The following is a 12,547-nucleotide window of genomic DNA, read 5'->3' on the forward strand; positions in this document are numbered from 1 at the left end:
CAGTTCGATGATGATCAGGCGATGCTGCCGCCGGCCGCTTCGATCGCAGCCTTGGCGCCAGCCGTTGCGCCCACGCCCGTCAGCTTGACGGCCTTGGTGAGCTCACCGGTCTTCACGACCTTGACGACCTTGGCCAGCTGGCCCACGAGGCCGGCTTGCTTCAGCGCCAGGATGTCCACTTCGGCCAGGCCGAGCTGCTCGAGAGCGGTCAGCGTGACTTCGGCGTTGAACTTCAGCAGGTGCGACTTGAAGCCACGCTTCGGCAGGCGACGCTGCAGCGGCATTTGACCGCCTTCGAAGCCGACCTTGTGGAAACCGCCTGCGCGCGACTTCTGGCCCTTGTGGCCGCGACCCGAGGTCTTGCCCAGGCCGGAGCCGATACCGCGGCCAACGCGGCGCTTGGCGTGCTTGGCGCCATCCGCCGGCTTGATGCCATTGAGTTCCATATCAGTCTCTCTTACAGAACTTTGACCAGATAACTGATCTTGTTGATCATGCCGCGCACTGCGGGCGTGTCTTGCAGTTCGCTCACGCTGTTGAGCTTGCGCAGGCCGAGGCCACGCACGGTCGCGCGATGCGATTCCTTGGTGCCGATCGGGCTCTTGACCAGCTGCACCTTGAGGGTTTGTTGTTGCGTCGTCATTTGAATGCTTCCTTCAGCCTTGCGAGAGCTCGCGCTCAGGCGAAGATTTCTTCGACGGTGAGGCCGCGCTTGGCAGCCACCTGGCCCGCCGTCGTCGAGTTCTTCAACCCGTCGAGCGTGGCGCGAACCATGTTGTAGGGGTTCGACGAACCATGGCTCTTGGCCACGATGTCGGTGATACCCATCACTTCGAACACGGCGCGCATCGGGCCGCCGGCGATGATGCCGGTACCCTTGGGAGCCGGGTACATCACCACCGTCGCAGCGCCATGGTGGCCTTGCACCTGGTGGTGCAGCGTGCCGTTCTTGATCGAAACCTTCAGCAGGTTGCGACGCGCTTCTTCCATTGCCTTCTGCACTGCAGCGGGCACTTCCTTCGACTTGCCCTTGCCCATGCCGACGCGGCCATCGCCGTCACCGACCACGGTGAGTGCTGCGAAACCGAGGATACGACCACCCTTCACCACCTTGGTGACGCGGTTGATCGCGATCATCTTCTCGCGCAAACCGTCCTCAGGGCCTTCGTTCTGAGCTCTTGCCTGAATCTTTGCCATTTTGAATCTCGTGTCCGGTTAGAACTGCAGGCCGGCTTCGCGGGCGGCTTCGGCCAGCGCCTTGACGCGGCCGTGGTAGGCAAAGCCTGCGCGGTCGAAAGCGACCTTCTCGATGCCGGCTGCCTTCGCCTTTTCAGCGATGCGCTTGCCGACGGCGGTGGCTGCTGCGGCATTGCCGCCCTTGCCCGAACCGCCGAGCGAGGTACGCACTTCGGCTTCTGCCGTCGATGCGGTTGCAATCACCTTGGCGCCGTCGCCGGAGATGACGGTGGCGTAGATGTGCAGGTTGGTGCGGTTCACCGTCAGACGGGCCACGCCCTGCGTCGCGATGCGAATGCGGGTCTGGCGCGAGCGGCGAAGACGCTGTGCTTTTTTGGTCAACATCATTTTGCTGCCCCTTACTTCTTCTTGGTCTCTTTGATCACGATCTTCTCGTCCGCATAGCGGATGCCCTTGCCCTTGTAGGGCTCTGGCGGACGAACAGCGCGGATCTCAGCGGCGATTTGACCCACTCGCTGACGGTCAGCACCCTTGATCACGATTTCGGTCGGGGTCGCGGTGGCCACCGTGATGCCTTGCGGCATGTCGATGTTGACCGGGTGCGAGTAACCGACTTGCAGGTTCAGCTTGGCGCCCGTTGCGGCGGCCTTGTAGCCGACGCCGATCAGGTTGAGCTTCTTTTCGAAGCCCTTGGTCACGCCAACCACCATGTTGTTCACCAGCTGGCGGATCGTGCCGCTCATGGCGTTCGCTTCACGCGAATCATTGGCGGGTTCGAAGTTCAGCTTGCCGTCCTTGCTGACGACGTTGACCAGTGCGTTGCGCGACAGGTTGAGCGTGCCGCCCGAACCCTTGACGCTGATCTGGTCTTCCTTGATCGACACATCCACGCCTGCGGGGATGGTGATCGGCATTTTTCCTACTCGGGACATTTCAGTAACTCCTCGATGTCTCGGTTAGGCGACGTAGCACAGAACTTCGCCGCCGACACCGGTAGCGCGAGCCTTGCGATCGGTCATCACGCCCTTGGGGGTCGTGACGATCGCAACGCCGAGGCCGTTCTGGACTTGCGGGATGGCGGCGCTGGCCTTGTAGACGCGCAGGCCGGGGCGGCTCACGCGTTCGATACGTTCGATGACCGGGCGGCCAGCGTAGTACTTCAGCGTGATGACGAGCTCGGACTTGCCGGCATCGGTCTTGACTTCGAAACCGTCGATGTAGCCCTCGTCCTTCAGGACTTGTGCAATCGCAGCCTTCACCTTGGAAGACGGGATCGACACAGTGGGCTTCGCCACCATCTGCGCGTTGCGGATACGCGTCAGCAGGTCGGCAATAGGATCACTCATGCTCATGTTGTTTGCTCCTGCCTGGCTTACCAGCTGGCCTTGGTGACACCGGGGATGTCGCCGTTGAAAGCCAGTTCGCGGATCTTGGCGCGGGCCAGACCGAATTGACGGAAGGTGCCACGGGGGCGACCGGTGATTTCGCAACGGTTGCGCTGACGCGTGGGGTTCGCGTTGCGCGGCAGCTTCTGCAGCGCCAGGCGTGCAGCAGCGCGCTCTTCTTCGGTCTTCTTCAGGTCGTTGGAGGCTGCCTTCAGTTCGGCGTGCTTCGCTGCGAACTTGGCAACCAGCTTGTCGCGCTTGAGTTCGCGCTGGATCAAAGATGCTTTAGCCACAGGTCACCTCAGTTCTTGAACGGGAAACGGAAGCCAGCGAGAAGCGCCTTGGCTTCTTCGTCGGTCTTGGCCGTCGTCGTGATGCTGATATTGAGACCGCGCAGGGCATCGACCTTGTCGTACTCGATCTCGGGGAAAATGATCTGTTCCTTGACGCCGATGTTGTAGTTGCCACGGCCATCGAAAGCACGGCCGGAGATACCACGGAAGTCGCGAACGCGCGGCAGCGCGATGGTCACGAAGCGGTCCAGGAATTCGTACATGTGCACGCCACGCAGCGTGACCATGCAGCCGATCGGCTGGTTTTCGCGGATCTTGAAGCCGGCGATGGCCTTCTTCGACTTGGTGACCACGGGCTTCTGGCCGGCGATCTTGGTCAGGTCGGCAACGGCGTTGTCGAGGACCTTCTTGTCGGCGACTGCTTCACCCACACCCATGTTGAGCGTGATCTTGGTGAGGCGCGGGACCTGCATCGGCGACGTGTAGCCGAACTTTTCCGTCAGGTCTTTCGCGATCTTTTCGCGATAGTGTTGTTGGAGACGTGCCATGTGAGTACCTCTTAGGCGAACTTGATTTCTTCGCCGCTCGACTTGAACACGCGAACAGCCACGCGCTTGCCGTCAGCATCCTGGGTGACCTTGACGCCCACGCGATCGGCCTTGCCGGTCGCGGCGTTGAAGATCGCCACGTTGGATTGGTGAATCGGCATGGCCTTCTCGACGATGCCACCGGTCGTACCCTTCAGGGGGTTCGGCTTGGTGTGCTTCTTGACGAGGTTGATGCCTTCGATGACCACGTGCGAGTCATCCTTGCGCAGCGAGACGGTGCCCCGCTTGCCCTTGTCGCGGCCGGCCAACACGATGACCTGGTCGCCCTTGCGAATCTTGTTCATGGCGTTGTGTCCTTAGAGAACTTCGGGTGCCAGCGACACGATCTTCATGAACTTCTCGGTGCGCAGTTCGCGCGTGACCGGTCCGAAGATGCGGGTGCCGATGGGCTCCAGCTTGGCGTTGAGCAACACTGCTGCGTTGCCGTCGAATTTCACGAGCGAGCCGTCGGCGCGACGGATGCCCTTGGCGGTGCGGACCACCACTGCGCTGTAGATCTCGCCCTTCTTGACGCGACCACGCGGAGCGGCTTCCTTGATGCTGACCTTGATGACGTCGCCCACGCTGGCGTAACGCCGCTTGGAGCCACCGAGCACCTTGATACACAGGACGGATTTCGCGCCCGTGTTGTCGGCCACTTCGAGCCGGGATTCAGTTTGGATCATTTCTTGATATTCCCAACTTGTACCGATGCGCCTCCAGGAGGGAGGCAAATCAGTCAGTCTTGGGCCCGTCGTCCATACCCCGAACCACTCGGGGCACTTCCGCTTTGGGCTGAAAGCTCCGCCTTTTGAAAGCGAAGCCCGCGATTTTTGCACGCGAAGGCCGGGAAGTCAACAACCCTGTTTGGGGCGAGACGGTGCCACTAGACTTCGGGGCGTGCGCCCGTCCGAAAAGCCCGAGAAATCCATCCTTTCGACCTCGTCGCCGCTGCCGCGCCGCCGCCTTCTGCTGGCCGGCGGCGCCGGGCTGGCGATGCTGGGCATGGCCGGCTGCAAGGGCGGCGCGACGCCCAGCCCGGACTCCGGCCGGCTGCGCCGCATTGCCGAGGCGCGATGGCCGCACCGCCTTCATATAGAAGGAACCACGGCCGGGGGGCTCTCGGGCATCGACTACGACCCGATCCGAGGTGAGTACCTGCTCATCAGCGACGACCGATCGGACCTGGCTCCCGTGCGCTATTACATCGCCCGCTGGCCCGACCCGCCGGCCGCGCCGCCCGAGCCGGCGGGCGTGGTTCAGCTGCAACGTCCCGGCGGCGGCCCATGGCCGAACCGGCGCAACGCGGTCGACGGCCTTCCGGTTCCGGACCCCGAGGCCCTCCGGCTGCGCCCCGCCACCAACACACTGCTGTGGACCAGCGAAGGCGACGTCGCCCGCGGCTTCGGCCCGGCGCTGTACGAATCGGCCCGCGACGGCCGCTTCCTGCGCGAATTCCCGATGCCGGCGATGTTCCAGCCCGACCAGGCAAGGCGTCGCGGCCCGCGCGACAACCTGACTTTCGAGGGCGTCAGCCTCACGCCCGACGGCCGCTTCGCCTGGCTGGCGATGGAAAACGCCCTGATCCAGGACGGCCCCGAACCCACCATCGGCGCCGCCGGCGGGCCCTGCCGCTTCACGCGGATCGACCTGGAGACCGGCCAGCCCGACCGCCAGATCGCCTACGTTCCCGACGCCATCCCGCTGCGCCCGCTCGTTCCCGGAAGCTACGCCGACAACGGCGTCAGCGAGATCCTGATGCTCGACGCCGACCGCATGCTGGTGCTCGAACGCGCCTACGCCACCGGCCGCGGCAATTCGCTGCGCCTGTATGAAATAGACACCCGCGCCGCCAGCGACGTGCTCGCGGTCGATGCGCTGGCGCCCGGCAACCACCGGCCGGCGGCCAAGACGCTGGTGGCCGACTTCGCTACGCTGGGCCTCTCCCGGCTCGACAACACCGAAGGCATGTGCTGGGGTCCACCCCTGCCCGGCGGCAAGCGCATGCTGGTGGTCGTGAGCGACGACAATTTCAATCCGCTTCAAATCACCCAGTTCGCCGCCTTCGAATACGCCGACCGACCATGACCATCGCCGTGACCTTCCTGCCCCGCACCGGCCCCGCGCCGCTGCCTCCCGTCGCCTTCATCGGGGGCGGCAACATGGCCAGCGCCATCATCGGCGGCCTGATCCAGCAAGGCACCCCGGCGGATGCCTTCGAGGTGGTCGAGCCCTTCGACGAGGCCCGCGCGAAGCTGGCGCAGTCCTTCGGCATCGTCGCGAAGGCCGAGGCGAGCGAGGCGCTGTCGCGCTGCGGCGTGGTGGTCTGGGCGGTCAAGCCCCAGACCTTCGCCGAGGCCGCCAGGCCGGTCCGCGCCTTCGCCGCCGATGCCCTGCACCTGAGCGTGGCCGCCGGCATTCCGTCCGACAGCATCGCGCGCTGGCTCGGCACGGAGCGCGTGGTGCGCGCGATGCCCAACACGCCCGCGCTTGTCGGCAAGGGCATGACCGGCCTGTTCGCGCGGCCCGGCGTCGAGAGCGCCGACCGCTCGACGGTCGGGCAACTGCTTGCGCCCACCGGCGAGCTGCTCTGGGTCGACACCGAACCGGCGCTCGACGCCGTCACCGCCATGTCGGGCTCCGGTCCGGCCTATGTCTTCTATTTCATCGAGGCGATGGCCGAGGCCGGCACCGAGATGGGCCTGACCTCCGAGCAGGCCCTGCGCCTGGCCATCGGCACCTTCACCGGCGCCTCGGCGCTGGCGCACAGCGCGACCGAGCCGCCATCGGTGCTGCGCGAACGCGTGACCTCCAAGGGCGGCACGACCTACGCGGCCATCACCTCGATGCAGGCGGCGGACGTGAAGTCCCAGTTCAAGACCGCGATCCGCGCGGCGCAGAAGCGTGCCGCGGAGCTGGGCGAGGAATTCGGCCGCGGCTGACCAGGGGCACCGGGCAGGACTCAGTCCGCGCCCAGCGCACGCGGGCCGAGCAGGAACAGCCATTCGGCGGCCAGCGTGACGGTGCCGTCCTCCAGCTCAAGCCAGACCTCTTCCTTCAGCAGGAAGCTGTCGCCAGCCTTCGGCGTCACGTCGGCGATGCGCACCCGCGCCCGGAAGCGCGCGCCCACCGGCATCGGCCGCACGAAGCGCAGGCGGTCGAAGCCGTAGTTGAGGGCGCGGTTCGAGTCGAAGGGCAGCAATGTGCGCATGGCCTCGCCGGTCAGCCGGATCAGGTGCGACACCTGGAAGAAGCCCTGCACGATGGTGCCGCCGTAGCCGGCCTCGCGCGCGGCGCGCTCGGGGTCGAGATGGATCCACTCGCCTTCGCCGTCGCCCGAGAGCTCCGAATAGCGGTCGACCATCTCCTGCGTGATGCAATGCCAGCCGGAGTGGCCCTCCTGGCCGATCTTGAACTTCAGCCGCTGCAGCAGCGCGTCGGACATCATGTTCAACGCAGCGCGTAGCCGGCCACGACGCCGGCGAACACGGTGAAGCCCAGCCAGTGGTTCAGGCGGAAGGCCTTGAAGCAGCCTTCGCGCGTGCGGTCGTGGATCAGCCGCCAGTGCCACAGCGCCTGCGCCGCGGCCACCGCGATGCCGACGTAGAACAGCACGCCCAGCGAACGGCTCGCGCCGGCCCAGGTCCAGACGGCGAGGAAGATCGCGTAGCTCGTCATCACCGCCGCCACGTCGAGACGGCCGAAGGTGATGGCCGAAGTCTTCATGCCGATCTTGAGGTCGTCGTCGCGGTCGACCATGGCGTACTCGGTGTCGTAGGCCAGCACCCAGAACAGGTTGCCCGCGAGCAGCACCGCGGCGAAGGGCGGCACGCTCGACTGCACGGCCGCGAACGCCATCGGAATGCCGAAGCTGAAGGCAATGCCCAGCACCGCCTGCGGCACCGAGACGAAGCGCTTGGCGAAGGGATACACCAGCGTGATGGCCAGCGCCGCGAACGACCACAGCACCGTCGTGCGGTTGGTCGTGAGCACCAGCCCGAAGGACACCAGCGCCAGCACCACGCCCAGCCCCAGCGCTTCCTTGACCGACATCGCGCCGCTGGTCACGGGCCGCTGCGCGGTGCGCTTCACGTGGCGGTCGAAGTCGCGGTCGGCCACGTCGTTCACGCAGCAGCCGGCGCTGCGCATGAGGAAGGTGCCGAGCGTGAACACGACCAGCAGGTGCCAGCCCGGCCAGCCGCCCGCCGCGAACCACAGCGCGCCCAGCGTGGGCCACAGCAGCAGCAGCCAGCCCGCCGGACGGTTCCAGCGGATCAGGTCGAGATACAACGCAAAACGCCCGCGGCGAGCCGCGGGCGCGATGGCGGAAGGGGCGGAATCAGTCTTCAAGGAGGGAACGCAGCATCCAGGCCGTCTGGTCGTGCACCGTGCAGCGCGCGGTCAGCATGTCGGCCGTCGGGTCGTCGCCGGCTTCCTCGGCGACAGGAATGAATTCGCGCGCGATGCGCGAGACGGTCTCGTGGCCCTTCACCAGGATGCGCACCATCTCCATCGCCTTGGGCGGGTTCTGCGGCACGTCGGGCACGGTGGCGATCTTGCTGAACTCGGCGTACGAGCCCGGCGCGTAGTGGCCCAGCGCGCGGATGCGCTCGGCGATCACGTCGGTCGCGCCCCACAGCTCGGTGTACTGCTGCATGAACATGGCGTGCAGCGAGTTGAAGTGCGGGCCCGTCACGTTCCAGTGGAAGTTGTGCGTGGTGAGGTAGAGCGTGTAGGTGTCGGCCAGCACGCGGCTCAGGCCTTCGGCGATGGCGGCGCGGTCCTGGCGCTCGATGCCGATGTTGATGATGGGCGCGTTGCGGCTGCCCGACTCCTGCGCGACCTGCTTGCCGCCCTTCTTGGGCACCTTGCCGGCGGAAGAGGCGGGCGACGGTTTCTTAGAGTCCTTGGCCATGGCGGGAGATCCTTTTCTTCAGTCGAGTTCTTGGAGGGATGTGTGGCTTCGATTCTGGAAGCCGGCACGCGGCTTCGCAACAGCGCCACTCTATCTCAGCGATCAGCGATTCAAAACAGCCGCCGCGTAGGCCAAGTTCTCGAATCGCAGCCTACGAAAGGCGCTTCACTCCCGGCAGCTCGCACGCATAGATCGCGTTGCGCAGCGCGGCGATGGCCTCGTAGCGCGTGAAGGTGCGCCGCCACGCGAGCACCACGCGGCGCGTGGGCGGATCGCGGTCCTGCGCATCGCGCACCGGCAGGTAGCGCACCATCTGCTCGGGCTCCTTGCGGCCCTTGACCTTCGGCTTGATCGCATCGGCCGGCACCGACAGGCGCGGCACCAGCGTCACGCCCATGCCCGAGGCCACCATGTGCTTGATGGTCTCCAGCGACGAGCCCTCGAAGCTCTTGCGGATGCCCTCGGCGTTGCTCGAGAAGCGCGCGAACTCCGGGCACACCTCCAGCACGTGGTCGCGGAAGCAGTGGCCGGTGCCCAGCAGCAGCATCGTCTCGCTCTGCAGTTCCTCGGACGTGACGGATTCGCGGTCGGCGAACTTGTGCTTGCTCGGCAGCGCGGCCATGAAGGGCTCGTCGTACAGCGGCGCCATCGCGAGGCCGGTGTCGGGAAAGGGCTCGGCCATGATGGCGCAGTCGATCTCGCCCGCGCGCAGCATCTCCAGCAGCTTGGCGGTGAAGTTCTCCTGCAGCACCAGCGGCATCTGCGGCGTGCGCGCGATCACCTGGCGCACCAGGTCGGGCAGAAGGTACGGCCCGATGGTGTAGATCACGCCCAGGTTCAGCGGACCGGCCAGCGGATCCTTGCCGCGCTTGGCGATCTCCTTGATGCTGGCGGCTTGGTCGAGCACGCTCTGGGCCTGCTGCACGATCTGCTCGCCCAGCGGCGTGACGGTCACTTCGCCGGCGCTGCGCTCGAAGAGCTTGACTTCGAGCTCGTCCTCGAGCTTCTTGATTGCGACGGAGAGGGTGGGCTGCGAAACGTAGCAGGCCTCGGCCGCCTTGCCGAAGTGCCTTTCGCGGGCCACTGCGACGATGTATTTGAGTTCGGTGAGAGTCATAGCTTGCGTCAATTATGCGCAAGGGTATGTCACGAGGATGGCTTGGGGTCTTGTAGCCCGCCCCCGTTCACGGCCGGGCGGCCTGCGCAGCGGGCATCGGGCGTGCGCCGGACCGCAGGCGCCGTCCGCGCGCGATGCCCGGCTTCTCGACCAGCCGGTAGCTCGCGACCGATGCCGCCGCCAGCAGCAGGGCGCAGCCCGCGCCCACCAGCCAGTAGGCCATCGGCCCCGACATCGCGAACGCCCTCACCGGCGGCACCGCGAACACCAGGGTCAGCACGAGCCCCTGGAGCAGGTAGATGCTGTAGCTCACCGAGCTCATGCGCCGGGCCGCGCGCGTGCCCAGCAGGCCGAAGAGCGTGCTGCCCGTGCACACCAGGTGGAAAGAACCCCCAGAGCAGCAGCACCTGCACGGGGCCGACCATGTGCTCGAAACCGAGGAACACCCCCGCGAGGCAGGCCAGCGCAAGCAGCGACGCCGCCCGCTGCGGCAGCCGCGGCCCCTCGCGACGGACCAGCCACGCCGACAGCATGCCCATGAGGAAGGACGCCAGCACCCAGGCCAGCGCGCCGATCACCAGCGCGAGTGTCGGGCGCGAAGGCGTGGCCCCCGGCGACAGCGCCGCGAAGACCAGCAGCGGCAGGCACACCAGCAGCATACCGCCGATAACGAAGCGCGGCGTGCGGTCGCCGCGCGCGAGCGGTGCCATCGGCCGCAGCGCGCCGTAGAACAGCCACTCCACGAACACCGTCCACGTGACGCCCGCGAGGATCAGCGTCGTGCCCACGTAGCCGTTGATGTCCGGCTGAAGCGGCCAGATGCCGAGGGCCAGCCACTGCAGCACCGCGCCCAGCACGGACCACGCCGGCTCCCTGAGTTCGAAGCCGGTTCTCCAGCCGACCACGAGGAACATCAGCCCCACGGCCAGCAGATAGGTCGGGCCGATGCGCCAGAGCCGGCCGGTGTACAGCCCCCCCAATCGGGCCGTCCTTTCGCGTCGAGCAGCTTTCCCCAGAACAGGAAGGCGGTGATCATGAAGAAGACGCCCACGCCTGCCTGCCCCAGCAGGGTGTGGAAGCCCGAGGGCGGAAAGGTCCACTCGCCGCGCTCGATGTGGCCGTGGGTCACCATCAGGTGGTGCACGAAGACGCTCAGCGCGAGAAAGCCGCGCAGCCCGTCGAGCGTTGCGGTGCGGCGGTCGCGGGCGTCGTGCGGCTCGTCGGCCGAGCGGAACACCGGCAGCGCCATCGCACCGAGCACCACCAGCACGAGCACGAAGTACGGCCAGGGCGAGAAGACGCTCATCGCCGTTGCGGCCTGCCTTGCCGCCGCGGTCTTTCCTGCCTTCCCTGCGCCGGCACTGCGCGCTCTTGCCGGTCGCCGGGAGCGACGCTCACCTCACCGGTGGCCGACGTGCGGAACCGCGACGCATACGCCCAGGCGGCGCCGCGCCGGTGCAGCGCGAACACCCTCATGCGCCTGCGGCATCGAGATCCCTGGCCGCGAGCGAGCGCGGGCGCATGTCGGTCCAGTTCGCCTCGATGTAGGCGCCGCACGTGGCGCGGTCGGTGGCGGGCAGCGCCACCTTCCAGCCGGCGGGCACGTCGATGAAGGCCGGCCACAGCGAGTGCTGGCCTTCGTCGTTCACCAGCACCTGGAAGGTGCCGTCCTTGTCGTCAAACGGGTTGCTCATCGTCTGTTTCCTCGGGGGTTCTTCAATCAGGCCGGGTCAGGCCATGGCCAGGGATTCGGGCACCGCGGCCTCGCGCAGCGCCTCGAGCGCGGCCGATATCTCGGTGAGCGCGTGATGGCGCGCGAAGTCGTCGCGCAGCACGCCCGCGCGCTGGCGATAGGCGGGCTCCTTCAGCAGCCTGCGCACCGCGTCGCCGATCTGGCGCGCGGTGGGTTGTCCGTTGCCCAGGTTGATGCCGGCGCCCGACCAGGCCACGCGCGCGGCAATCTCCGGCTTCTCCTCGGTGGCGCCGGCCACCACCAGCGGCACGCCGAGGCTCAGCGCATGGTTGACCGAGCCGTAGCCGCCGTTGGTGACCATCGCGTGCACCTTCGGCAGCAGCCGGTCGTAGGGCAGGAAGGGCAGCACGCGCGCATTCGCGGGCACCGCCATGTTCAGCGCCTCGGGCTGCGGGCCGCCGGTGGTCGCGATGACCTGGATGTCGCCCGCGCCGGCCAGGCCCTGCAGCGTCGGGCCGATCAGCTGCGCCGGATTCTGGTTGGCCAGCGTGCCCTGCGTCACCAGCACCACCGCGCGGCCGTCGTCCAGCTCGTGCCACCAGTCGGGCTCCACGAAGTCGCGGCTGGCCGGTGCGAGCAGCGGGCCCACGAAGCGCACCGAGGCCGGCAGGTCGCTGCGCGGGTATTCGAAGGATTCGGAGGTGAGCTGCAGGTAAACGTCCGGCAGCTTCACCATCGCATCGATGAAGAACTCCGGCAGCGCCGGCAGGCCCGCGCAGGTCAGCAGCGCATCGAAGTAGCGCTGCACCTCGCCGAACATCGCCTGCCTGAGATTGGCGTTCATCGCGCGGTTGCGCACGCGCCCTTCCGGCGTGGCCGAGGGCGGCAGCGCGGTGCCGAAGAAGGCGGTGTCGCAGCTCGAAAGCGGCAGCGCCGAGATGCCGATGCCCACGACGGCAGGGCGCTGCTCGCGCGGCCCCAGCAGCAGCGGGAAGGTGCCGCAGAACATGGTGTCGACCACCACGGCATCGGCCGCGAAGTCGCCCAGGATCGCGCGCAGGCCCCTGTGCTGCGCCGCCATGGCGTCGGCGAAGAAATGCTTCAGGCCGAAGCACAGCTGCGCATGCGCCGATGGCAGGCGCTGGCGCTGCGGAAAGCGTTGGTCGAGCTCGCGGTGGTCGAAGTCGATCGAGGCCTCGAAGGGCGTGAAGCCCGCACCCGTGGCCTCGGCCTGCGCCCGGAAGCGGCTCGCGGTGTGCACCCGCACCTCGTGCCCCAGGCCCACGAGGTGCTGGGCGATGGCCAGCATCGGCAGCACGTGTCCCGGCAGCGGCGTCGCGGCGATGAGATAGCGCGCCAT

General features: G+C 67.1%; 20 protein-coding genes. 2 read left to right on the plus strand and 18 right to left on the minus strand.

The window, feature by feature from the left end:
- Nucleotides 1-14: 14 nt before the first annotated feature.
- From rplO to rplN, 10 genes are read right to left on the minus strand one after another with little or no spacing between them, the layout of a single operon-like run.
- On the minus strand, nt 15-446 hold the full coding sequence (rplO, locus tag ACHMXA_RS01795) for a 50S ribosomal protein L15 (protein WP_019653975.1): 432 nt from the start codon (nt 444-446) through the stop codon (nt 15-17).
- 11 nt (nt 447-457) lie between these two features.
- Nucleotides 458-643, minus strand: coding sequence for a 50S ribosomal protein L30 (gene rpmD, locus ACHMXA_RS01800; RefSeq protein WP_009124818.1), 186 nt, complete (start codon nt 641-643; stop codon nt 458-460).
- Between the two features lie 35 nt (nt 644-678).
- Nucleotides 679-1,197: a 30S ribosomal protein S5 gene (gene rpsE / locus ACHMXA_RS01805; protein WP_176665148.1), complete on the minus strand. Its 519-nt coding sequence runs from the start codon at nt 1,195-1,197 to the stop codon at nt 679-681.
- Nucleotides 1,198-1,215: 18 nt separating this feature from the next.
- Complete coding sequence (rplR, locus tag ACHMXA_RS01810; protein ID WP_026346312.1) at nt 1,216-1,581, minus strand: 50S ribosomal protein L18; 366 nt, start codon at nt 1,579-1,581, stop codon at nt 1,216-1,218.
- 14 nt (nt 1,582-1,595) lie between these two features.
- Nucleotides 1,596-2,129, minus strand: a complete 534-nt coding sequence (gene rplF / locus ACHMXA_RS01815; RefSeq protein WP_176665149.1) for a 50S ribosomal protein L6 — start codon at nt 2,127-2,129, stop codon at nt 1,596-1,598.
- Nucleotides 2,130-2,153: 24 nt separating this feature from the next.
- Nucleotides 2,154-2,549 (minus strand): 30S ribosomal protein S8, encoded by a 396-nt coding sequence (rpsH, locus tag ACHMXA_RS01820; RefSeq protein WP_176665150.1) that lies wholly within the window; start codon nt 2,547-2,549, stop codon nt 2,154-2,156.
- A 20-nt stretch (nt 2,550-2,569) separates the two neighbouring features.
- A complete protein-coding gene (rpsN, locus tag ACHMXA_RS01825; protein WP_019653969.1) occupies nt 2,570-2,875 on the minus strand; it encodes a 30S ribosomal protein S14 in 306 nt (101 codons plus the stop codon).
- Nucleotides 2,876-2,883: 8 nt separating this feature from the next.
- Nucleotides 2,884-3,423 carry a 50S ribosomal protein L5 gene (gene rplE / locus ACHMXA_RS01830; RefSeq protein WP_093196100.1) on the minus strand — a complete coding sequence of 180 codons (540 nt, stop codon included), beginning with the start codon at nt 3,421-3,423 and terminating at the stop codon, nt 2,884-2,886.
- Nucleotides 3,424-3,434: 11 nt separating this feature from the next.
- A complete protein-coding gene (gene rplX, locus ACHMXA_RS01835; RefSeq protein ID WP_093196099.1) occupies nt 3,435-3,767 on the minus strand; it encodes a 50S ribosomal protein L24 in 333 nt (110 codons plus the stop codon).
- A 12-nt stretch (nt 3,768-3,779) separates the two neighbouring features.
- Nucleotides 3,780-4,148, minus strand: coding sequence for a 50S ribosomal protein L14 (gene rplN / locus ACHMXA_RS01840; RefSeq protein ID WP_009124801.1), 369 nt, complete (start codon nt 4,146-4,148; stop codon nt 3,780-3,782).
- Nucleotides 4,149-4,458: 310 nt separating this feature from the next.
- Between rplN and ACHMXA_RS01845 the strand changes: the two genes are divergently transcribed.
- Complete coding sequence (locus tag ACHMXA_RS01845) at nt 4,459-5,550, plus strand: esterase-like activity of phytase family protein (protein ID WP_395321202.1); 1,092 nt, start codon at nt 4,459-4,461, stop codon at nt 5,548-5,550.
- The gene (gene proC / locus ACHMXA_RS01850) at nt 5,547-6,404 is read left to right on the plus strand and encodes a pyrroline-5-carboxylate reductase (protein WP_395318000.1); all 858 of its coding nucleotides are present in this window, start codon (nt 5,547-5,549) and stop codon (nt 6,402-6,404) included. Before ACHMXA_RS01845 ends, proC begins: the two co-directional genes overlap by 4 nt.
- 20 nt (nt 6,405-6,424) lie before the next feature.
- Here proC and ACHMXA_RS01855 read toward each other — a convergent pair whose 3' ends face one another.
- From ACHMXA_RS01855 to ACHMXA_RS01890, 8 genes are all read right to left on the minus strand, one after another.
- Nucleotides 6,425-6,907, minus strand: a complete 483-nt coding sequence (locus tag ACHMXA_RS01855) for a MaoC/PaaZ C-terminal domain-containing protein (RefSeq protein WP_395318002.1) — start codon at nt 6,905-6,907, stop codon at nt 6,425-6,427.
- Nucleotides 6,908-6,912: 5 nt separating this feature from the next.
- A complete protein-coding gene (gene ubiA / locus ACHMXA_RS01860; RefSeq protein ID WP_395318004.1) occupies nt 6,913-7,812 on the minus strand; it encodes a 4-hydroxybenzoate octaprenyltransferase in 900 nt (299 codons plus the stop codon).
- Nucleotides 7,802-8,377 carry a Dps family protein gene (locus ACHMXA_RS01865; protein ID WP_019653962.1) on the minus strand — a complete coding sequence of 192 codons (576 nt, stop codon included), beginning with the start codon at nt 8,375-8,377 and terminating at the stop codon, nt 7,802-7,804. Before ACHMXA_RS01865 ends, ubiA begins: the two co-directional genes overlap by 11 nt.
- A 151-nt stretch (nt 8,378-8,528) precedes the next feature.
- Nucleotides 8,529-9,494, minus strand: a complete 966-nt coding sequence (locus tag ACHMXA_RS01870) for a LysR substrate-binding domain-containing protein (RefSeq protein WP_176665153.1) — start codon at nt 9,492-9,494, stop codon at nt 8,529-8,531.
- 29 nt (nt 9,495-9,523) lie between these two features.
- Nucleotides 9,524-10,474: a hypothetical protein gene (locus ACHMXA_RS01875; protein WP_395318007.1), complete on the minus strand. Its 951-nt coding sequence runs from the start codon at nt 10,472-10,474 to the stop codon at nt 9,524-9,526.
- Complete coding sequence (locus ACHMXA_RS01880) at nt 10,408-10,800, minus strand: acyltransferase family protein (protein ID WP_395318009.1); 393 nt, start codon at nt 10,798-10,800, stop codon at nt 10,408-10,410. The genes ACHMXA_RS01875 and ACHMXA_RS01880 overlap by 67 nt, the downstream gene beginning before the upstream one ends.
- 166 nt (nt 10,801-10,966) lie before the next feature.
- On the minus strand, nt 10,967-11,188 hold the full coding sequence (locus ACHMXA_RS01885) for an MbtH family protein (protein WP_395318011.1): 222 nt from the start codon (nt 11,186-11,188) through the stop codon (nt 10,967-10,969).
- A 36-nt stretch (nt 11,189-11,224) separates the two neighbouring features.
- Entirely contained in the window at nt 11,225-12,547 is a 1,323-nt protein-coding gene (locus ACHMXA_RS01890; RefSeq protein ID WP_395318013.1) for a glycosyltransferase, read from the minus strand.

Origin of the sequence: Variovorax sp. UC74_104 (assembly GCF_044055375.1) — a bacterium.
Taxonomy (GTDB): Bacteria; Pseudomonadota; Gammaproteobacteria; order Burkholderiales; family Burkholderiaceae_C; genus Variovorax.

Coding starts and splice junctions, on each gene's coding strand:
- rplO (WP_019653975.1), bottom strand. CDS start 446: ATGGAACTCAATGGCATCAAGCCGGCGGATGGCGCCAAGCACGCCAAG.
- rpmD (WP_009124818.1), bottom strand. CDS start 643: ATGACGACGCAACAACAAACCCTCAAGGTGCAGCTGGTCAAGAGCCCG.
- rpsE (WP_176665148.1), bottom strand. CDS start 1,197: ATGGCAAAGATTCAGGCAAGAGCTCAGAACGAAGGCCCTGAGGACGGT.
- rplR (WP_026346312.1), bottom strand. CDS start 1,581: ATGTTGACCAAAAAAGCACAGCGTCTTCGCCGCTCGCGCCAGACCCGC.
- rplF (WP_176665149.1), bottom strand. CDS start 2,129: ATGTCCCGAGTAGGAAAAATGCCGATCACCATCCCCGCAGGCGTGGAT.
- rpsH (WP_176665150.1), bottom strand. CDS start 2,549: ATGAGCATGAGTGATCCTATTGCCGACCTGCTGACGCGTATCCGCAAC.
- rplE (WP_093196100.1), bottom strand. CDS start 3,423: ATGGCACGTCTCCAACAACACTATCGCGAAAAGATCGCGAAAGACCTG.
- rplX (WP_093196099.1), bottom strand. CDS start 3,767: ATGAACAAGATTCGCAAGGGCGACCAGGTCATCGTGTTGGCCGGCCGC.
- rplN (WP_009124801.1), bottom strand. CDS start 4,148: ATGATCCAAACTGAATCCCGGCTCGAAGTGGCCGACAACACGGGCGCG.
- ACHMXA_RS01845 (WP_395321202.1), top strand. CDS start 4,459: ATGCTGGGCATGGCCGGCTGCAAGGGCGGCGCGACGCCCAGCCCGGAC.
- proC (WP_395318000.1), top strand. CDS start 5,547: ATGACCATCGCCGTGACCTTCCTGCCCCGCACCGGCCCCGCGCCGCTG.
- ACHMXA_RS01855 (WP_395318002.1), bottom strand. CDS start 6,907: ATGTCCGACGCGCTGCTGCAGCGGCTGAAGTTCAAGATCGGCCAGGAG.
- ACHMXA_RS01865 (WP_019653962.1), bottom strand. CDS start 8,377: ATGGCCAAGGACTCTAAGAAACCGTCGCCCGCCTCTTCCGCCGGCAAG.
- ACHMXA_RS01870 (WP_176665153.1), bottom strand. CDS start 9,494: ATGACTCTCACCGAACTCAAATACATCGTCGCAGTGGCCCGCGAAAGG.
- ACHMXA_RS01880 (WP_395318009.1), bottom strand. CDS start 10,800: ATGAGCGTCTTCTCGCCCTGGCCGTACTTCGTGCTCGTGCTGGTGGTG.
- ACHMXA_RS01885 (WP_395318011.1), bottom strand. CDS start 11,188: ATGAGCAACCCGTTTGACGACAAGGACGGCACCTTCCAGGTGCTGGTG.
- ACHMXA_RS01890 (WP_395318013.1), bottom strand. CDS start 12,547: ATGGCGCGCTATCTCATCGCCGCGACGCCGCTGCCGGGACACGTGCTG.